This is a genomic window from Lonsdalea quercina subsp. quercina, from assembly GCF_000688655.1.
In the GTDB taxonomy this organism is placed as follows: Bacteria; Pseudomonadota; Gammaproteobacteria; order Enterobacterales; family Enterobacteriaceae; genus Lonsdalea; species Lonsdalea quercina.
Window position 1 is genome coordinate 138069 of sequence record NZ_JIBO01000008.1, and the last position, 20487, is coordinate 158555.

At 60.0% G+C, this 20487-nt stretch carries 16 protein-coding genes; 9 read left to right on the forward strand and 7 right to left on the reverse strand.

Annotated features, from left to right (window positions below; genetic code table 11):
* The first annotated feature begins 130 nt into the window (after positions 1–130).
* From RZ35_RS09555 to RZ35_RS09590, 8 genes are all read left to right on the forward strand, one after another.
* On the forward strand, positions 131–664 hold the full coding sequence (locus RZ35_RS09555) for a PadR family transcriptional regulator (RefSeq protein WP_051625537.1): 534 nt from the start codon (positions 131–133) through the stop codon (positions 662–664).
* 47 nt (positions 665–711) lie between these two features.
* Positions 712–1362, forward strand: a complete 651-nt coding sequence (locus RZ35_RS09560; RefSeq protein ID WP_026743100.1) for an O-methyltransferase — start codon at positions 712–714, stop codon at positions 1360–1362.
* Between the two features lie 99 nt (positions 1363–1461).
* On the forward strand, positions 1462–2583 hold the full coding sequence (locus RZ35_RS09565; protein ID WP_026743101.1) for an efflux RND transporter periplasmic adaptor subunit: 1122 nt from the start codon (positions 1462–1464) through the stop codon (positions 2581–2583).
* Positions 2583–5690, forward strand: a complete 3108-nt coding sequence (locus RZ35_RS09570; RefSeq protein ID WP_026743102.1) for an efflux RND transporter permease subunit — start codon at positions 2583–2585, stop codon at positions 5688–5690. Before RZ35_RS09565 ends, RZ35_RS09570 begins: the two co-directional genes overlap by 1 nt.
* A 3-nt stretch (positions 5691–5693) precedes the next feature.
* A complete protein-coding gene (locus RZ35_RS09575; protein ID WP_026743103.1) occupies positions 5694–7085 on the forward strand; it encodes an efflux transporter outer membrane subunit in 1392 nt (463 codons plus the stop codon).
* Positions 7086–7175: 90 nt separating this feature from the next.
* Complete coding sequence (locus RZ35_RS09580; RefSeq protein ID WP_026743104.1) at positions 7176–7964, forward strand: siderophore-interacting protein; 789 nt, start codon at positions 7176–7178, stop codon at positions 7962–7964.
* 280 nt (positions 7965–8244) lie between these two features.
* Positions 8245–9960, forward strand: coding sequence for a tannase/feruloyl esterase family alpha/beta hydrolase (locus tag RZ35_RS09585; protein ID WP_026743105.1), 1716 nt, complete (start codon positions 8245–8247; stop codon positions 9958–9960).
* 371 nt (positions 9961–10331) lie between these two features.
* Entirely contained in the window at positions 10332–11012 is a 681-nt protein-coding gene (locus RZ35_RS09590; RefSeq protein WP_026743106.1) for a DUF3313 domain-containing protein, read from the forward strand.
* Positions 11013–11587: 575 nt separating this feature from the next.
* Here RZ35_RS09590 and RZ35_RS09595 read toward each other — a convergent pair.
* Positions 11588–12316, reverse strand: a complete 729-nt coding sequence (locus RZ35_RS09595) for an IclR family transcriptional regulator (protein ID WP_026743107.1) — start codon at positions 12314–12316, stop codon at positions 11588–11590.
* Positions 12317–12517: 201 nt separating this feature from the next.
* Between RZ35_RS09595 and RZ35_RS09600 the strand changes: the two genes are divergently transcribed.
* Entirely contained in the window at positions 12518–13465 is a 948-nt protein-coding gene (locus tag RZ35_RS09600) for an aliphatic sulfonate ABC transporter substrate-binding protein (protein WP_026743108.1), read from the forward strand.
* A gap of 61 nt (positions 13466–13526) precedes the next feature.
* Here the strand turns inward: RZ35_RS09600 and RZ35_RS09605 are convergent, their stop codons facing one another.
* The 6 genes from RZ35_RS09605 to RZ35_RS09630 form a co-directional block, all read right to left on the reverse strand.
* The gene (locus RZ35_RS09605; RefSeq protein ID WP_026743109.1) at positions 13527–14756 is read right to left on the reverse strand and encodes an acyl-CoA dehydrogenase family protein; all 1230 of its coding nucleotides are present in this window, start codon (positions 14754–14756) and stop codon (positions 13527–13529) included.
* Positions 14731–16209: an MFS transporter gene (locus RZ35_RS09610; RefSeq protein ID WP_026743110.1), complete on the reverse strand. Its 1479-nt coding sequence runs from the start codon at positions 16207–16209 to the stop codon at positions 14731–14733. Before RZ35_RS09610 ends, RZ35_RS09605 begins: the two co-directional genes overlap by 26 nt.
* A 192-nt stretch (positions 16210–16401) precedes the next feature.
* Positions 16402–17277, reverse strand: a complete 876-nt coding sequence (locus RZ35_RS09615) for a MetQ/NlpA family ABC transporter substrate-binding protein (RefSeq protein WP_026743111.1) — start codon at positions 17275–17277, stop codon at positions 16402–16404.
* Complete coding sequence (locus RZ35_RS09620; RefSeq protein ID WP_026743112.1) at positions 17274–17987, reverse strand: methionine ABC transporter permease; 714 nt, start codon at positions 17985–17987, stop codon at positions 17274–17276. Before RZ35_RS09620 ends, RZ35_RS09615 begins: the two co-directional genes overlap by 4 nt.
* Positions 17984–19003, reverse strand: a complete 1020-nt coding sequence (locus RZ35_RS09625; protein ID WP_026743113.1) for a methionine ABC transporter ATP-binding protein — start codon at positions 19001–19003, stop codon at positions 17984–17986. Before RZ35_RS09625 ends, RZ35_RS09620 begins: the two co-directional genes overlap by 4 nt.
* A complete protein-coding gene (locus tag RZ35_RS09630) occupies positions 19000–20406 on the reverse strand; it encodes an LLM class flavin-dependent oxidoreductase (protein ID WP_026743114.1) in 1407 nt (468 codons plus the stop codon). Before RZ35_RS09630 ends, RZ35_RS09625 begins: the two co-directional genes overlap by 4 nt.
* Positions 20407–20487 lie beyond the last annotated feature (81 nt).

Below are 20487 nucleotides of genomic sequence, written 5' to 3' on the forward strand. Positions count from 1 at the left end.
TGAAATATATAAAAACGCGCTGCTATCACTTCATTACGCTCTTCTGCCACGGGATGCATTGACGGCCATTTTCGCCAAGATATATCTTAGACGGACATCAGAAACGGAATGATTCTCACACCCAACGGCCATGAAAAAGTCATTGTCTTACGCCGATGCCACGCCCGGAGGGACCGGTACTCGACCTCCACAGCGATCTTCGCGACGGGCGAAGGTCTTCAATCGGCATGAGCTGTTTCTGCTAATTTTATATTTGATCCGCATCAACCCGACACACGGCTACGAAATCATCCGTTCGGTGGAGGACTACTCTCAGGGGGCTTATATCCCCAGTCCGGGTGTCATCTATCCCCTGTTATCGTCACTGGAGTCCGAAGGGCTGGCGGCAGGGCATGAGAAGAACGGTAAGAAGCAGTTCGCCATCACGCTGCGGGGCAGGAAATATCTTGATAAGCAAAATGATGATTTGCTGACAGCGCTCGCCAAGTTAAAAGCGCTGGTTCTAACTCATAATCCCCGGCGGGTTCCGGATATCGATGATGCGATTGAAAACTTGAAGGCTTGTATAAGAAAAAAACTCCATCGTGGGAACCTGAATTCAGAACAAGTTAAACACCTAAGGGATGCCATTGATGCCGCGGCACGGGCGATTGACGCACTTTGACGTCGCCATGCCGCTTTTCACTAAATGACTGATACAGGCTTATACGTATGACACCGGAACCTACCCACCCCATCAATACGATCAACGATGCCCAAATTCTTGCCGTCATTGACAAACTGAACCGCGAGCGCCGATTCCCCGCCAGAGGAACCTCGCCCGAAACCCTGGCCGACCACCCCGACGACTTCATCGACTGCGGGTTTTCCATCCATCCCACGCAAGGCGAGCTGATCTATCTCCTCTGCCGTTCTCTGCGTGCGACGCGGGTGGTCGACTTCGCCACCTCCGTCGGGATGTCCGCACTCTACTTCGCGGCCGCGCTTAAAGATAACGGTGGCGGCAAGGTCATCGGTTCCGAGCTAGTGCCGGAAAAAGCGGCCATCGCCCGACGTAATCTGGCCGAAGCCGGACTGGCTGACTACGCGGATATCCGCGTCGGGGACGCCAGAGAAACGTTGCAAAACCTGGGCGGCGAAGTCGACTTCGCGCTGATCGATGGATGGCCCTCCAGAAACGGGACGTCGTTGGCGCGCGATGTCATCGCCCTCGTCGCGCCGCAGCTGCGCATTGGCGGCATGGTGCTTAACGACAACGCCGAGCCGGACTTTCTCGACTATATCCACGCGCCGGAAAACGGTTTTATCTCCGTCAGCTTGCCGATCAAGGGCACTACGGAGCTGGCGCTGAAGGTACGTTGACGACCGCGGCGCCGACACGGCGCCAACCATGAAAAAATGCTTCTCTTGTTACGACTTAACCAGTCACCGACTTTATCTCGCCGAATACGGGGAAATGTTATGCAGTTACGCATGCTATGTCTTTTAACCTTGATTGGTCTTAGCGGTTGCGACGACCGTAGCGCGAAAACGGACGACGTCGGGCCGACCGAGGTCGGCGTCGTGACGCTAAAACCCACGACCTTTACGTTGGAAAGTGAATTGACCGGCCGCACCGCCGCTACGCTGACATCTGACGTCATTCCCCAGGTCGGCGGTATAATTCAAAAGCGCCTGTTTACCGAAGGCGATGAAGTGAAAGCCGGTCAGCCGCTGTATCAGATAGACCCGTCCAGCTACAAAGCCACCTACGACCAAGCCGCCGCCGCGCTGCAAAGCGCCAAGGCGCTGGTGCTGTCTGACTGCCTGAAAGCGAAGCGCTACGCGGGACTGGTGAAAGAACAGGGCGTGTCGCAGCAGGATGCGGACGATGCGCTTTCCACCTGTGAGCAGGACAAGGCCAGCGTGCTGGAGAAAAACGCCGCGCTGGAAAGCGCCCGTATCAATCTGCAATGGACGACCGTCACCGCGCCTATCGCCGGCCGCATCGGGATTTCCAGCGTCACGCCGGGGGCGCTGGTCACCGCCCAACAGTCCACCGCACTGACGACGATCCGCGCGCTGGACACCATGTATCTCGATCTGTCCCGCTCCAGCGCCGACCTGTTGCGCTTACGCAAGCAGGCGCTGGCCACCAATAGCGATACGCTAAATGTCACCCTGACGCTGGAAGACGGCACGGTTTATCCGCACAAAGGCCGTCTGGAATTGACGGAAGTCGCCGTCGACGAATCCACCGGCTCCGTCACGCTGCGTTCCGTGTTCCCCAACCCCGACCATGTATTGCTCCCCGGTATGTTTGTCCGAGCCAAAGTCGACGAGGGCGTGATACAGAACGCGATACTGGCCCCGCAACAGGGCATTACGCGCGACGTGAAAGGCAACGCCACCGCGCTGGTGGTCACGAGCGGCAACAAGGTGGAACGCCGCAGCGTCGTCACGGCGGAAGCCACCGGCAGCAACTGGTTAATAACAAACGGCTTACAGAGCGGCGATCGGCTTCTGGTCGAAGGCAGCGACAAAGTGGCCGCAGGCAATACCGTTAAACCGGTCGAAGTTCAGCTGACGGGAGGCGCAGACTGATGTTCTCCCGTTTCTTTGTGCGACGCCCGGTTTTCGCCTGGGTGATCGCAATACTCATCATGATGGCGGGGCTAATGTCGATCCGCACGTTGCCGGTCGCACAGTATCCCGACGTCGCGCCGCCTTCCGTGCGCATCAAGGCCACCTACACCGGGGCTTCCGCGCAAACGCTGGAAAACAGCGTCACCCAGATCATCGAACAGCAGCTGACCGGGCTGGATAACCTGCTTTATTTCACCTCCACCAGCAGCTCAGACGGCGAAGTCGACATTCAGGTGACCTTTGCACAGGGCACCAATGCCGATACCGCTCAGGTTCAGGTTCAGAACAAAGTGCAGCAGGCGGAGTCGAGACTGCCCTCCGAGGTCCAGTCGTCCGGGATCACCGTGACCAAGTCCCAGTCCAACTTCCTGCTGATCATGGCGCTGTATGACAAGACCGACAAAGCCACCAGCTCGGATATCGCCGACTGGCTGGTGAGCAACATGCAAGATCCGCTGGCGCGTGTCAGCGGCGTCGGCAGCCTGCGAGTGTTCGGTTCCGAATACGCCATTCGCATCTGGATGGACCCCAACAAGCTGGCGTCCTATAGCCTGATGCCTTCCGACGTCGAGTCGGCGATCGAGGCGCAGAATATCCAGCTGTCGGCCGGGAAAATCGGTGCGGAACCCTCCTCAGCCGACCAGCAGTTGACGGCGACGGTACGCGCGCAGTCGCGCCTGCAAACGCCGGAACAGTTCCGCAATATCATCGTGAAAAGCGGATCCAACGGCGCCGTGGTGCATATCGGCGACGTCGCCCGCGTCGAAATGGGCAGCGAAGATTACACATCCTCCTCCCGACTTAACGGCCATCCCTCCGCCGGGATCGCGGTCATGCTGGCGCCGGGCGCCAACGCGCTCGACACCGCAGAGCTGGTCAAGGCCAAGATCAACGAATACAGCCACAGCATGCCTGAGGGCTACGCGGTCGCTTACCCGAAAGACAGCACCGACTTCATCAAGATCTCCGTCGAGGATGTGGTCAAAACGCTGGTCGAAGCCATCGTGCTGGTCATCATCGTCATGTATCTGTTCTTGCAGAATCTGCGGGCGACGCTAATCCCCGCCCTCGCCGTGCCGGTCGTCCTGCTGGGAACCTTCGGCGTTCTGGCGCTGTTCGGCTACTCGATCAACACCCTCACGCTGTTCGCCATGGTGCTGGCTATCGGGCTGCTGGTGGATGACGCCATCGTGGTGGTGGAAAACGTCGAGCGTATCATGCGCGACGAGGGGCTACCCGCCCGCGCGGCCACCGAAAAATCGATGGGCGAAATCTCCGGCGCGCTGGTCGCCATCGCGCTGGNGCTCTCCGCCGTCTTCCTGCCGATGACCTTCTTCGGTGGTTCGACCGGCGTTATTTACCGTCAGTTCTCCGTCACCATCATCTCCGCCATGATGCTGTCCGTGGTGGTCGCGCTGACGCTGACGCCCGCCCTGTGCGGGCTGTTGCTGAAACACAGCAAACCCCATAAGAAGGGCTTTTTCGGCGGCTTCAACCGGTTTTACGCCCGCACGCAAAAAGGCTACAGCCATCGTGTGGTCTCCGCGCTGCGCCGCCCGCTGGTGATGTTGATCGCATTCGCCGCCATCGTCGCACTGATGATCCTGTTCCTGTGGCGGCTGCCCAGCAGCTTCCTGCCGAACGAGGATCAGGGGCAGATTATGGTGCAGTACACCCTGCCGGCGGGGGCGACGGTTAACCGGACCAACGCCGTCAACAAGCGCATCACGGACTGGTTCCTCACAGAGGAAAAGGACAACATCGGCGTCATCTATACCATCACCGGCTTTAACTTCAGCGGTAGCGGGCAGAACGCGGGTATGGCATTTGTCGCGCTGAAAAACTGGGACCAACGCCCCGGTTCGAACAATACCGCACAGGCGATCGCCAACCGGGCGATGAAAGCGCTGTCCACCGAACGTGACGCCCGCATCTTCGCCTCCACGCCTCCATCGGTGCAGGGGATGGGCCAGACCAACGGCTTTACCTTTGAACTGTTGGCCGACGGCAGCACCGAACGCGCAAAACTGATGGAACTGCGCAGCCAACTGCTGAAACAGGCGGGCGCCAGCCCGGAACTGCAGTCGGTCCGCGCCAACGATCTGCCGCAGATGCCGCAGCTACAGGTCGATATCGACAACAACAAAGCCGTGGCGCTGGGACTGTCGCTGAGCGACGTGACGGACACGCTGAGCAGCGCGTGGGGCGGAACCTACGTCAACGACTTCATCGACCGGGGTCGGGTCAAGAAAGTTTATATCCAGGCCGACAGCCCATTCCGCTCCAAACCGTCGGATTTGAATCAGTGGTATGTCCGCGGCAGCGACGACAGCATGGCGCCGTTCTCCGCCTTCGCCTCGACGAGCTGGACCTACGGCCCGGAGACCCTGACCCGATATAACGGTTCCGCCTCGTTCGAAATCACCGGGGAAAACGCTGACGGCGTCAGCTCCGGCGATGCGATGAATAAAATCGAAGCCATCGCCTCACAGCTGCCCTCCGGCTCGACCTGGGCATGGAGCGGACTTTCACTGCAAGAAAAACTGGCGAGCGGTCAGGCATTGGGTCTGTACGCTATCTCCATCATGGTGGTGTTCCTGTGCCTGGCGGCGCTGTATGAAAGCTGGTCGGTGCCGTTCTCCGTCATCCTGATCATTCCGCTCGGGATCTGCGGCGCGGCGCTGGCCGCCCTGCTGCGTGGCTTGAGCAATGACGTTTACTTCCAGGTGGCGCTGTTGACCACCATCGGGCTGTCGTCAAAGAACGCCATCTTGATTGTGGAGTTTGCGGAGTTGGCGGTGCGGCAAGGCAGCACGCTCAGCGCTGCGGTACTCTCGGCGGCCAAAACGCGTCTGCGGCCGATTATCATGACCTCCATGGCGTTCATCGCCGGGGTTATTCCGCTGGCGATAGCCACCGGGGCCGGCGCGAACAGCCGCATCGCTATTGGTACCGGGATTATTGGCGGAACGCTGACGGCCACGCTGCTGGCGATCTTCTTCGTGCCGTTGTTCTTCGTGCTGGNGAGACATTATTTCACCCGCCGCCATGACGTTCAGGAGTAAGACATGTTTTCTCGAATCACGCTTCTCTCGCTGTCGCTACTGCTGACCGGCTGTATTTCTCTGGACCCGGACTATCAGCGCCCCGCGGCGCCGGTGCCCACCACCTGGCCGGGCGCCGCGGCGCAGAGCGATCAGACCGGCGCGGTATTGACCGACTGGCAGCACGTCATGAACGACACTCGTCTCAAAACGGTGGTGGAACGCGCGCTGGCCAGCAACCGCGACCTGCAGAAAGCCATCGCCGATATTGAAGCCGCCAAAGCGCTTTACGGCGAAGAGCGCGCCAGCCTGTTCCCGACGCTGAACGCAGAGCTGAGTCATACCCGGAGTCGGACGGTCGACTCCGGCGTCAGCGGAAGCAGCGAAGCGCAGGGCGCGGTCAGCAGTTTTGAAATCGACCTGTTCGGTCGTAACCGCAGCCTCTCCCGGGCGGCCAGGGAAACCTGGCTGGCCAGCGAGGCCACGGCGCAGAATACCCGCCTGACGCTGATCGGCGAAACCACTACGGCGTGGATCACGCTGGCGGCGGACAAAAGCAATTTGCAGCTCGCCAAAGAGACCATGGAGAGCGCGGCCAACTCCCTGCGTATCACGGAACGCCGCATGGCGGCGGGCGTCGCGGCGGCAACCGACGTCAGCGATGCAATGACCGTCTATCAGTCCGCGCGCGCCAGCGTCGCCAGCTACCAGACGCTGGTCGCGCAGGATATCAATGCGCTGAACCTGCTGGTGGGGGAAACGGTGCCGGAGAACCTGCAGCCCGCGCCGCTTGACCAGCTCAGCGACAGCGCGATCGCGCTGGTGCCGGCCGGCGTCTCCTCCGAGGTCCTGCTGCGCCGCCCGGACGTGCTGGAAGCGGAATACAGTCTGAAGAGCGCCAACGCGGATATCGGCGCCGCCCGCGCCAACTTCTTCCCGACCGTCTCGCTGACCGCCAGCGCGGGCGTCGGCAGCAACTCGCTGTCCAACCTGTTCAGCCACGGGGCCAATATTTGGTCGTTCGCCCCGAGCGTGACCCTGCCGCTGTTCACCGGAGGCAGCAATCTGGCGCAATTGAGATATGCTGAGGCGGAGAAAAAAGGGTTGATTGCGGACTACGAGAAAGCGATTCAAAGCGCCTTTAAAGACGTGGCGGACGCATTGGCGCGTCGCGAGACGCTGGCAGAGCAGCTCGACGCTCAGCAGCAGTACGTGGCGGCGGCCCAGCGCAGCTTCACGCTGGCTCAACGCAGCTATCAATCCGGCGTCGGCGATTACCTCAATGTTCTGACGGCTCAGCGCNCGCTCTGGTCATCACAGCTTGAGCTGATCGCGCTGCGTCAGACCGACTTTGATAATCGCATCACCCTCTGGCAATCGCTGGGGGGCGGCGTCAGCTCAACGACGGAAAAGTAACACCCACGACGGCGGCGGTTGTCGCCGGATCCGTTCATGGCCGGACATTTTGTCCGGCCTGTGCATAATGACTTGAACACGGGGTACATCATGACGACTGAATCTTCTCAATCCAGGCAGCCCACCCGTATACGTCTGCCGCTGGTATTTCGTACCTTAACGGTGAAAACCACCTCTCGCCTCCCCGGCCCATTCCAGCGCATCGTCTTCACCGGCGACGATCTCGACGGTTTTCGCAGTCCGGGATTCGATGACCATGTGAAGCTGTTTTTCCCCGACCGTGAAACCGGCGAACTTCATCTACCCAAGAATGGTCCGGATGGCCCGATCTGGGGCGACGTGCGTCCGGCTAACCGTGATTACACGCCGTACCATTTCGATGCGCTCGCGCGTGAACTCACCATCGACTTCTATCTGCACGCCAGCGGCGTCGCCTCCGACTGGGCCAACGCGGCCAAAGCAGGTGACGTTATCGGCATGGGCGGACCGCGCGGCTCTATTCAGATCCCGGCGGATTACGCCTGGCAGGTGTTGATCTGCGATGAAACCGGGATCCCTGCGCTCCTGCGTCGACTTCAGGAACTGCCGGACACCACGCGCGGCGCGATAGTCATCGAAAGCGGAAGCGAGGACGAACGTCCGGCCATTCCGGTTAAAAGCGGTATGACGCTGGAATGGATCGCTCGGGACGGCAACGACGATGCCCAGAAATTGATTGCGGCCGTGGATCGCCTGACATTCCCCNCCGACGACTACTTCGTCTGGGCGACCGGCGAGAACCACAAGATATTCACGCTGAAAACCTATCTGACCGGCTCTCTGGGACTGGACGAAGACTACGTTCGCGCAGTGGCCTATTGGAAACGCGGGGCCGAGTAGTCGCGCTCCCCTTTCCGCCGCAGTCGGGGCGCGAGTGCGGAACGATCGGCGATGATGCCGCCACTAACGGCAACACGCCGATATGAATGACAGAATTTGGTTCTAGAAACAGCGTCAGCCACCGCTTGACGATGGCGGCAAAGCTGTCAGGCCGCCCAAGTATGATGGCGCCACACCCGGCTTCGTTCGCGGAGCCGCTGGCGCCCTCATGTACGTTAAACCCGGTTTGGCGAATTTTCGCGCCGGTTTAAGGATAAATCATGACAAACAAGGATAATTTATGCGAATAGCATCCCCTCTACTCTGGCTTCTGNCCTCGGTGTCCCTGTCAGGGATCGCCACGACGGCCCAGGCGGAACAGCACCCACGAGTCAATCAAACCTCTCTCGTCAAACAAGCCGTGTCCTGCGCCTCGCTAGCGAAAGTGGATCTCACCGACATCGGTGGTCAAGGAAGCCGTATCACCGCGACAAGCGAGTCTACCTCCAATGGAGAGACCCACTGCGTCGTCGACGGCGTGCTCGCCCCCGCCATCCAGTTCAAGGTTTTGCTGCCCACCACCACCTGGACTCAACGTTTCCTGCAGCTCGGCTGCGGAGGTTTGTGCGGTCGTATCAGCCTGGATGTCGGCGCGGCGGCAGGCTGTGCGCCGCTGAATGCGAGCGGCTTTACGGTCGCAACCACCAATATGGGTCATGAGTCGACGGAGACGAATTTCGGCGATGATGATCAGAAGCGGCGTGACTTCGCCTACCGAGGTGTGCATCTGACCGCGGTCACGGCGAAAAAGCTGATGAGTGTGTTTTATGGACGTTCGCCATCCTACTCCTACTTCAGCGGCTGTTCCGACGGCGGTCGTGAGGCGCTGATGGAAGCGCAGCGCTACCCTGAGGACTTCAACGGCATTATCGCCGGGGCCGCAGCCATGAACTTCCAGGTGCAGAACAGCATGTATCACGCCTGGCAGGCGCTGAGCAATAGGGATGCGGACAACAAAGCGATCATCGTTGCCGCCGATTTGCCGCTCATCCACAAAGCCGTCATTGCGCAGTGCGATGCGTTGGACGGACAAACAGACGGGCTGATTTCAGACCCAATGAACTGCCATTTCAATCCATCCGTATTGCAGTGCAAAAAGGGGGAAAGCAATAGTTCGGGCACCTGCCTCAGCGTCACGCAGGTGAACACGCTGCGTAAACTCTACGCCGGGCCACGCGCGCGGGTGACCGGAGAAAAAATGACCGTGGGTGGTCCGCAGCCGGGTTCCGAACTCTCCTGGGCCGGCGTCTTCGTTCCGCAGAATGCCAACGACACCCCCAGCAGCGCGACCATCGCGTTGGAAGCGCTGAAAAACATCATCTTTGAAAAAAATCCGGGGTCAGATTACACGCTCAAAGATCTGAGCTTCACCACGGAGACGTTCGCAGAGCTGCACGCATTGCATCCGTTGAATGACGCCACCAACCCAGACCTGTCTGACTTCAAAGCCGCAGGCGGCAAACTGATTATCTGGCATGGCTGGTCCGATCCCCACATCAGCCCGCTCAACAGCATCGCTTACCATGAAGCCCTGGGGAAAACCCTGGGCGCCGTTCAACGCAACGCGTTCGAACGCCTCTATCTGCTGCCGGGTCTCTACCACTGCTCAGGCGGTGACGGCCCGAGTTTAGTGGATTTTCTGACGCCGATGTTGAACTGGGTCGAACAGGGCGTCGCGCCGGGTAGCGTTGTGACCTGGCAGGCGGCACAAGAAGAAACCAGCGGCTTCGGTCAGCCGACACAGGGCGATAACACGCAGAGCGCGCTGAAGCTGGAAACGATCTCGTCCACTGCGGCGTCACGTCCGGTATTTCCTTACCCGTATTACGCGGTCTACAGCGGTCAGGGGGATGAAAACGTCGCTTCCAGCTATGTGAGCAAACCCATCAGCCCGCTGCCGACGTCATTTCGCTGGCTCGGGAAAACATTTTATACGCCTTACCCACCGATGCAGTAATCTGCTTTAGTCCCTACCCCTACGGAGGCTTCCCGACTGGCCGCCTCCGTAGGGCCTCACCGCCCCTCTCGTCTAATATACCTTCATCTCAACGTCGCTAGACCTCGCCTGCCCTCACTAATATTCAATCATCGTGATCATGTCTGCATATTTTTGCTAACAAAACTGAACCGATATGTACATTTTATTGACAACCTATTCGCACCGATCAAAACTGAACCGTACGGTACGCTTTTGGCGCGGCACACCACCGGTCTTTATTGACGACGGCCCGGTCACTCAAGGCGACTGAACTCAAAATGCGTTAACACGGCGTCTCCCGCACGACGCTTTCCGACCGACATTGGTGATCTTTTTAGAAGGTTTTACGAATGAGCATATTGACCCAGGTAGTCCGTTCCTCTGCAATGATCGTCGCCATCGCCTTAGCCGGTTGCGCCGGCACCCAACCCGCCCGCTACGCCGGGATTGAGTCCTCCTCTCAATGGCAGCCCAATACCGGTGCTGAGTCCGACCGTATTCCTTTCCGCTACGCCGCGCCGGTGGACTGGACGAAGTACACCCACGTTATTCTCGACCCCGTCACCGTTTATCCGGGCAACGACAATCAGTTTGGCGATATGGATCCGAACGATCGCCTGGCACTGGCGAAATACATGCAGGATCGCTTTAGTGAAAGCCTGAGATCGCGTTTCACCGAAACCAAAACGCCAACACCTGCGGCCATCAGAATCAAACTGACGCTGACAGGGGCGGAAACCACCACGCAGGTAGTGGGGACGGTGACTAAATTCGATCTCGCAGGCGGCCCCTACAATATTGTGCAAGCCCTTCGCGGTAAGGAAGGCATGCTCAGCGGGTCCGTCAGTTATGCGGTAGAAATTTACGACGCCGCCAGCAATCGCCTGCTTAACGCCTACGTCGCCAAGCAGTACCCGAACGCGATGAACGTGGGCGCCACCATCGGCTCACTCAGCGCGGCGGAAGTCGGCATCAATAAAGGGGCCGATGAACTGGTCGACATGCTGAAGTCCCCCGCGCCGGCGGAGTAAGACGCGGATGGCGGCGTTTCGTCCGGTGGAGAAAACCATGACACGCAATTGCAACAGGCGAAACCGAGCGGTTCATCATGCATGACGCTCAACCCCTGATAACGTCACTGACAGGCGCCCAACGATGAAAATACCACGCTTAATTATGTGCCTCGCAGCGATGCTCCTGCTGAACGGGTGTATCGTTGTCGGCGGTCACCCGCGGGATCATCATTCGCGTCCGCACTATGACGCCCCTCGTTCCTATGACGTTCGCGATCATCATCGCGGGCGTGATGATCGCTAAGACAGGCAAGCGCGGGCGGCGCTGAACTGGCCACCCGCCTGTCCTTTGCTGTTTTTTACTCACCATGTCGAAGCCGCAGAAACCCTTTCATCTAGCCGGACAATCGGCGAGATGCCCGACATTATCGACCATCATCAAACTGGCGGCACGTCCCGGATCTCATACTCGTGTCTGAGCGGGTTACCTTATTGGAGGGGGAATGGAGTTAGATATGAAGAAAAATTCTGGTCATTGTCTCTCTGTGAGCAAGTGACAATGCCAGAAGCGGAAGCGACTCATCTCGACGAAATTAGTCGAGTTTTTTCGTATTGACGAACTTTTCCTGCAGCATGCGATGGACAAGATCTTGCAGCGCGGAAGCCGACCACCGACAGGCCGGACCGCTCATCCCCAGTGCCGCGGCAACGCGTCCTTGTTTATACAGCGGTATGGCCACGCAGCACAGGCCCGGCTCTACCTGTTCCAGATCGAGCGCAAAGCCCTGCGCGGCGATCGTCTTCAGCTCCGCGCCCAACGACGCGGACACTTTCCCCGCTCGCCGCAGACTACGCACCAATCCGACATCGTTGGCCAGAAGGATTTTACCGATGGCGGAGGTGGTCAATCCCTCGCGATTGCCGCAGGGACAACTCGCCCGCAGTACGCTGCCATCACATTCGACGGAATCGATACAGAGATACTCGCTTGTCCCGCACGGGACGGCCAGGTAACAGGTTTCGCCGCTAATCTCGGCGAAGCGCCGCAGTACCGGCCCGAACGTGGCGCGCAATGCGGTATCTTCATCGGTCAGCGGCTGCGCCAGTTCACGCAGACGCAAGCCCAGCGCATAACGCGTGCCGTTACGGGTAACATAGCCCATCGCCGCCAGCGTATTCAGCAAGCCGTGCAGCGTACTTTTGTTCAATCCCAGCTGTGTCGTCAGGTCGACGAGACGGGATTCCCCTCCAGCCTCGGCAATCGCTTCGAGTAACGCCATTGCTCGCTCAACAGACTGGATCTTTCGGTTATCGTCGATCATCCTTTCCCTCTCAAACCGCGACTGCGGCAATCCGTCACTTAAAGATAGAGTCTCGAAAGATAACATCGTAGTTCGTTGATGTCGCACACCCGACGAGCCGTTAAAACTAATAGGAATATTAAAAAATATTTCATTATTTTAAGGTAATAAATTCTCTCTGATAAGGTTTTTGCTTAATTTGCCTTAAGAGACGACGCCACCATGAAACCCTCCCTACGTCATACCGCTCTCGCGCTGCTGTTGGCGGGGCTGTCCGCCTCTGCGGTCGCCGCGTCCCNGCCTGAAGCCATCAACATTGGTTATCAGAAAGCCAACATTTTCGCCCTGCTGAAATACCGAGGAACGCTGGATGAAAAATTTAAACAGCAGGGCATTCAGGTGCGCTGGATCGAGTTTCCCGCCGGGCCGCAGATGCTGGAGGGATTGAACGTCGGCAGTATCGATCTGGCGGCGACTGGCGATGCGCCGCCCGCCTTTGCGCAAGCGGCGCAGGCCGATCTGATTTATCTGGCGCACTCGCCCGCCAATCCAAAAACGGAAGCCATCGTCGTGCCGGGCGACTCCCCCATCAAAACGGTGGCGGATCTCAAAGGGAAGCGCGTGGCGTTGAACAAAGGCTCGGACGTCAATTACCTGCTGGTGAAAGCGCTGGAAGAAGCCGGTCTGAGCTATCGCGATATTACGCCGGTCTACCTGACGCCGAGCGATGCGCGCGCGGCGTTTCAGCGCGGCGCGGTGGACGCCTGGGTGATCTGGGACCCGTTCCTGGCCGAGGTGGAGAGCAATGCGGGCGCCAGACAAATTCGCAATGCGGAGGGGTTGGTGCCGCACTACACGTTCTACCTCGCCAGCCGGAAGTTCGCCGAAACCTGGCCGCAGACGGCGGAACAGGTCATCAACGAACTGGCGTCGCTCAGCCAATGGGCTAACGCTAACCCGACCGATGCCGCCGCCATCCTGTCTCAGTCGACCGGCCTGGATCGCGCCATCTGGAGCAAAGCGCTGGCAAGAATGCCTTACGGCGCCGAGCGGATGACGCCGGACGTTTTCAGCCAGCAACAGGCGCTGGCGGACAAATTCACGCAGATCGGACTGTTGCCGACGAAGGTTAACGTAACCAGCGCCACTTGGTCATTGGATAAACAGTGATGAGTCCCACTGACCATAAAAAGGCGGGCGCTCAGGCCCGCCTTTTTGTACGTCCACACGGTTAAGCGGTTTTCTGTTCCTGCCCGCCATTACCGACCTGCCAGATAAAGGTCGGCGCATTGCCGTTAACCAACCAGTCACCGATATTGCGGGCCTTATAAATTACCGGATTGTGGGATGCCAGCGTGCGCGCGTTGCGCCAGTGGCGATCCAACGCCTTGCTCACGCGCGTATCCGATGCGCCGAGCGCGTTGAACAGCTCGGTCGCCGCGCGCGGCACCAGCTCGCTGGCGATCACCTGCGCCTGCGCCGCCTCCNCTTCCGCGATGCTGTTGATGCGCAGCTTGAGGGCGTCGTCGTCCGAAGCATGAACCTCATACGCCTGTTGCAGCGATTGCGTGGCCGCGATCACCGCCGCTTCCGTGGCGTAGGCCCAGCTGGAAACCTGACCGACTACCTGCAACACCTGCACATCCTCTTTCGGCAGCGCGGCATTGCTGTGGCTGTAGATACGCTTACGCTGGCGTACGCCCTCGGCTGCATCGCGCGCTACCGCCCGCCCGATACCAGCGAGCGTCGCGAGCAGCATGTGCTGGTAAAACGCCGTCTGATACAGGAAGCGGTCCGCAAAATCGTAGACATGGCCGGCGTCGACCAGCGCCTGCGTAAAACGGGTCGTGCCGCTGCCGGTCAGCCGCTGACCGAAACCGTCCCAGTCATCCTCACGCAACACGCCGTCCTGATGCGTACTGACAATCGCAATCACATCCCGACCGTTATCGCTGCGACGGGCGTAAACATCAATCCAGTCGGCGAACAGTGTGCCGGTGCTGTAAAACTTCTCGCCGTTCAGCGTCCAACCGTGCGGCGCAGGCTCGACGCGGGTGATGACATCGCCCAGTGTAATGTTGCCGATCTCGGTCCAGCCGCTGCCGACCAGCTCACCGTCCAGGAAACGCAGGAACCAGCGATCGCGCTCCGGCGTGTCCGGCGCATTGAGGCGGTCTTCCACGAAGGCGAAATGCGCCCGCAGCGCCTGCGGCAGATTAGAGTCCGCCTCCGCCAGCTCCGTCAGCAGACGAAACAGCTGAGGCAGCGACGCGTTCTGTCCCCCCTTCTCTTCAGGAATACGCACGGCGCCGAATCCAGCCTCCTTCAACCAGCGGATAGGCTCATGGGGCAGCTCCCGACGCCGCTCACGGTCGGCGGCGCCAGCGGCGATACGGGCGAAGATGGGGCGGAACTGCGACGCCAACGTATCGTAATCAGTGCCGGTCGAAAGTAAGGTCATGATGTGCTCCTTGATCGTGATGATCGTCAATATCCTGACGGGTCGGTTCGTGACGAACCGCGAGCAGGAAGAAGATGGGGATAATGGCGCTCAGCGAGACAATCCAGAACATGTTGGTGCCGTAGGCCGCCTGTAATAGCGGCAGAATAAACAGCGCCAGTGCGCTGCCGATCCCCGACAGCGAGCGGCTGAAACCGACGCCGGTCGCGCGGATAGAGGTCGGGTAAGACAGTGCCGGATAGATCATCAACTGCGCTCCCGGCCCGAAGCCTTCCGCGAACAGCCACAGGCCCAGCATCAGGATGGCGATGACCACGCCTGTCGTCGCCTGAGGTTGACCGATCAGCGCGAGCGCAATGAGCGCGATGAACTGTAGGGCAAAGCCCGCGATCGCCACATGACGTGAAGGATATTTCCAGGCCAGCCGCATCCCCAGCAGACCGCCGGTGAAGGCAAACAACGCATTTAGCCCCAGCGAAGCCGAGATGGTTTCAAACACGCCGGCCCCCAGAAATTGCGCCAGAATGGACGGCAGGAAGAAGGCGATGGCGGTGTATTCAAAGGAGATGCACACGTTCATCACGCCCGCCACGATGGTGCGTTCCCGGTACGGTTTCTGGAACAGCACCCGGAAGCTGACCTTCGGCTGATGAGACGTCTTGCGCTGTATCTTATCGACAGCTTCGTGGGCGGCAATGCCGTAGGAATCACGCAAAATCCGCGCCGCGCCTTTGAGATCGCCCTGATTCGCCGCCCACAAGGGAGACTCATTCATAAACTTGCGCCGGACCGCGATAATCAGCAAGGCCGGCACCGCGCCGAACAGCAGCGAGGCGCGCCACAGCCAGTCGAGATGCTGTTCGGGCAGCAGGAAATAGAGACCGAAGATGATCAGGAAGCAGGCGGACGACGCCGCGTACCACATCGGACACCACGCCGCCAAGCGGGCGGCCTTGTTGCCCTTGCCGGCAAACCTGGAGAATTCGGCCAAATAGGACATCGCCACCGGCAGGTCGATCCCGACGCCGATCCCCATCAGGAAGCGCGCGCCAATCAACACCCACACGTTCGGCGCCAGCCCGGCGGCAATCGCGGAGACGACGAAAAACAGCATATCCGCCATAAAGACGGAGTAACGGCCGTATTTATCCGTCAGCCAGCCGCCGATCAGGTTGCCGATAATGGTGCCGATCATGATGGAGGACGTGACCAGCCCGGTGAGCACCGGCGTCAATTGAAACTCTCTGACGACATCATCGATACCGTACGACAGCGTGGTCAGATCGTAGGCGTCGAGAAATACCCCGCCCAGCGCCAGAAAGATGATCATTCTGGCGTAGCTGTTTTTCTCGCTGCGGGTGTTGATCAATCTTGCTACGTCGCTCACCGAGCTAATGGGAATGGATCCTGGAGCAGAACCCCTGATGTCGTTGTCAACCGGTAACGTACTCATACTGTTGGCATCCTCGCTATTATTTTATGTGCAGGTGAAGCTACGGTTATAAGTCGAAGTTCTGGCGTTCACAAACAACATTTATGTCTTTAAAATTCATTAAATAACAATAAGATAACCACATAAAAAACACACAGGACGAGCCACTATCCAGCAGCCCGGCGACCACGTTGAAACGCATGAGAACGGCGACTATTCGGCCGATACCGGCACCAGAACGCCCTTGACCAACGGGTCGTCAGTCTCCTTCAGCCACCGTTGCAGGCGCGGGTCGGAAAACGCCTGTTGCAGTTTGACGATAGGCGCGTCGTTAAGATACGGCGTGCCGATCACCAGCCGTGAGGCGAAGGTAGCCGGGGCCGGCGGGAAGAGAATTCCCTTCTCACGCGGGATCTTGCCGGCGTCGAACTGGGAGACGTAGCCGATGGCGGCATCGACCGAATTTAGCGCGCGCGGCATGGTCAGCAGATCCAGCTCCTTAAAGACCAAACGTTTGGGATTGTCCTGAATATCTTTCAGCTTCGCCGTGCGGGGTTCCACTGCCGGATTCAGGCGGATCAGCCCGATACGTTGCAGCAGCCACAACGCCTGTCCCTGATTGGCGCCGTCATTCGGCACGACGATCGTCGCCTGCTCCGGCAGCGCGTCGACCGAGGGGTAGCGGTCCGAGTAGATGCCGAACGCCCACTGGAATACCGGCACCGTCGGCGTCAGCTTGAAGCCGTTGGCATCCACCACCTGCTTTAACCACCACTGATGCTGATACACCGTGGCGGCATAGNCGCCATCCGCCACCGCCCGGTCCGCCTGCACCGGATCCTGCAAGCCTACGGCCCTCAGCTTCAGGCCGTAGTCGGGGGCGATGTGTTCGCCGACGTACTGAATCACCCGCTCTTCCCCCGCCATCGCCGGTTCAAAATGGATATCCAGCGTGGAGCCGAACGTCACCGTCTGCTGACGCTGCGTCAGCCAGTACCACGCGCTGACCGCCGCGGCGATAATCACCACGCCGCCGACCCACCACGGCCAGCGCCGCTTCTTACGAATTTCGAACTGCGGTGTATTCATGCTGACTGCGCTCCCTGTGAATGACGCAATGCCGCGACCAGACGGTCACCGGCGAATTGAATCAGTTGTATCGTGGCGATCAGCACCACGATGGTGGCGATCATGATGTGGNGATCGAAACGCTGGTAGCCGTAGACCACGGCGAGGTAGCCGATGCCGCCCGCGCCGATGGTCCCGGCGATGGCGGAGTATTCGATCATGGAGATCAGATTGAGCGTGACGGCGGAGACAATGGCGGGNAGCGCTTCGCTCAACTGCGCCGAGACGATGATCTGACCGACGGAGCCGCCGGAGACCAGACCGACCGACGTCACGTCTTCCGGCAGTTCCCGCAGCGCGTTTTCCACCAGCCGGGCGAAGAACGGGATGCCCGCGATGACCATCGGGACGACCGCCGCCGGAATGCCGATGGTGGTGCCGGTCAGCCAGAAAGTCACCGGGATAATCGCCGCCATCAGCACCAGAAACGGCAGGGAACGCCCCATGTTCACCAGCCAGTTCAACATTCGGTTTAGGGCCGGGCGAGGAAACAGCCCCCGGCGCGAGGTATTGAACAGCACGACGCCGACCACGCCGCCAAGGCTGACCACGAACAGCATGACGATGGCGACCATGAGCCAGGTTTCACCGTAAGCGGGCAGCAGCAGCGTGTGGATCTCGCGCCAGGGCGTGTCCTGACTCATCACGGCCGTTGACGTTGCAGTCGTCATATCGCCTCCCTTAGCGCCGGAGCCGACGCCATGACCTCCGCGACGACGCCCTGCGCGTCGAGCAGCCCGACGATCTGAGCCGCAGAGAGTCGCTCACCGTGAAAACGCACCGCGATCTCCAGCCGTCCCGCCAGTTGCTGGTTGACCCACTCGACGTGGCCGCCCAGGACGTCGATCTGCAACGCGAACTGTCTGGAGAGCCGACTAATCCAGTCCGTCGCCACCGCCCGGTTCGCGCTGTAGCTGACCCGTAGCAAGAGGTCGCCGCGCCCCGGCTGCGCCGTGACCGGGAACAGTCGCTCGCCAAGCGAGGAGTCCGGCTGTGCCAGCAGATCGCGGACGCTTCCCTGCTGAACGATGCCCCCGTCGCGGATCTCCGCCACCGCGTCGGCGGCCGTGCGCACCACGTCCATTTCATGGGTGATCAACACGATGGCCAGACCGAAGTCATCCCGCAGCTGTTTAAGCAGTTGCAGCACGGCGGCGGTCGCCTCAGGGTCGAGGCCGGACGTGGCCTCATCCGCCAGCAGTACCGTCGGATTCAGGGCCAGCGCCCGGGCGATGCCGATACGCTGGCGCTGGCCGCCGGAGAGCTGCGCCGGGTAGCTGTCCGCCTTGTGGCTCAGCCCCACGCTGTCCAGCAACGAGCCGACGCGCTTCTGGATGTCCCGCTTCACCACGCCCAGAAACTCCAGCGGCAGCGCGATGTTCTCCCAGGCGGTTTTACGCTGGAGCAGCGCTGACGACTGAAATACTGTGCCAATCGCCCGGCGCTCCCGGCGCAGCGCCTCTCCGGTCAGCAGTGAGAGATCGTTGCCGTTGACCCGCAGCGTGCCGCGATCGGGTTTTTCCAGCAGGCTGATGCAGCGCGCCAGCGTGGATTTCCCCGCGCCGCTCGGTCCGACGACCGCCGTGATGGTGCTCGCTGGTACCTGCAGCGAGATGTCTTTCAGGACATCCGTCCGACGGCCCTGCTTGTCGTGATAGGTTTTGTACAGATGTTGGATTTCAATCATGACACCCGCTCCCGTACGCGCGCTGCGGATGAAGCGAGATCCCGATAGCCCGCCGCCGGGTGCGGCACTGCCAGCCGCGGGCCAGCGTGAAACAGTTTTTCCCGCAGCGTGCCCGCCGAATAGTCGCGTTTGAAGACACCGCGTTTTTGCAGTTCGGGGATCAGCCATTCGACCACATCGGTGAACGTTTCGTGGGTCAGGGCATAGGCCAGATTAAAGCCGTCCACATCCGTCTCTTCCACCCAGCTTTGCAACTCGTCGGCGACGGTTTCCGGGCTGCCTACCAGCAGCGGTCCAAAGCCACCGATGCCGACCCAGTCCGCCAGCCCCTGCACCGTCCACTGCCGGTCCGGATCGGCGGTCGAGAAGGTTTCCACCGCCGACTGAATGGCGTTGGTGTGCAGGTGTTTCAGCACCTGATCCGGCGGGTACTGACCGAAGTCGATGCCCGTCCAGCCGGAGATCAGCGCCAGCGCCCCTTCGTAGCTGACCCAGGAGGCATACTCCCGCCACTTCGCCTGCGCCTCGCGATCGGTCTCGCCGACAATCACCGTTTGCAGGTTGAAAATCAAAATGCTGCGCGGATCGCGCCCGGCCTCCGCCGCCCGGCGTCGGATATCCGCCACCGTTTTCTTTAGCAGCACCTTGGAGGGCGACGCCACGAACACGCACTCGGCATGTTCGGCGGCGAACTGTTTGCCGCGGCTCGACGCGCCCGCCTGATAAAGTACCGGCGTCCGCTGCGGTGACGGCTCACACAGGTGAATACCCGGTACGTTGAAGAACTCGCCGTGGTGATTGATGGGATGGATTTTGGTCGGATCGCTGAAAATACGCCGTTCGCGGTCCCGCAGCACCGCGCCCTCTTCCCAGCTCCCCTCCAGCAGCTTGTACACGACCTCCAGATATTCGTCGGCATAGTCGTAGCGCGCGTCATGGTCGGTCAGCGCCTTCTGCCCGATATTGCGTGCCCCGCTCTCCAGATACGAGGTGACGATATTCCAGCCGACGCGCCCTTTGGTCAGGTGATCCAACGTCGACAGTCTGCGCGCGAAGGGGTAAGGATGTTCGAACGATAGCGACGCCGTCAGTCCAAACCCCAGGTGCTCCGTGACCAGCGCCATCGGCGTGACCAGCGCCAGCGGATCGTTGACCGGCACCTGCGTCGCCTGGCGAATGGCGGCGTCGCTGCTGCCGTGCAGTACGTCGTAGACGCCCAGCACATCGGCAATAAACAGACCGTCGAATTTGCCGCGTTCCAGCAGCCGCGCCAAATCAACCCAGTAGTCCAAATCCTTATACTGCCAGGAGCGATCGCGCGGATGCGCCCACAGGCCCGGTGACTGATGGCCGACACAATTCATATCAAACGCATTAAGACGAATTTCACGTTGCGATGGCATAGCGCTCTCCATAAAGCTCTCGCAGCCGAACGGCGTTCGGCCGGAGTCTCAATTTATTATTCAGTGAGTCAGTGAGTCGTG